A 371-nucleotide genomic window follows, 5' to 3' on the forward strand; every position below is an offset into this window, starting at 1 on the left:
GGCAAGTTCCTCAGCCAGCGCGCCCTCGAACGCCACCGCGCCGACTACCAGCAGGCCGAAGGCTGGGGCGACCAGACACGGCTGGTCAGCGGCCATTTCCTGAAACTGTCCGAGCACCCGCGCAGCGAGTGGAACGACCTCTGGCTGCTGACCCACATCGTCCACGAAGGCAAGCAGCCACAGGTGCTGGAAGAGTCGGTGACCAGCGACACCACCGACAACAAGGATGACTTCCACCAGGGCTATCGCAACCGCTTTCTCGCCACGCCCTGGGAAGTGTTCTACCGTCCGGCCCTGAACCACCCGAAACCGCGGGTGCTGGGCAGCCAGACCGCGGTGGTCACCGGGCCCAAGGGCGAAGAAATCCACTG

At 65.2% G+C, this 371-nt stretch carries 1 protein-coding gene; it reads left to right on the forward strand.

Features of this window, described 5'->3' with window-relative positions:
* The coding region (locus ACTJKT_RS31245) for a contractile injection system protein, VgrG/Pvc8 family (RefSeq protein WP_440790417.1) at positions 1–371 on the forward strand (371 nt) is incomplete at both ends.

The sequence above is a fragment of the Pseudomonas sp. 22526 genome, assembly GCF_052044735.1.
Taxonomy (GTDB): Bacteria; Pseudomonadota; Gammaproteobacteria; order Pseudomonadales; family Pseudomonadaceae; genus Aquipseudomonas; species Aquipseudomonas piscium.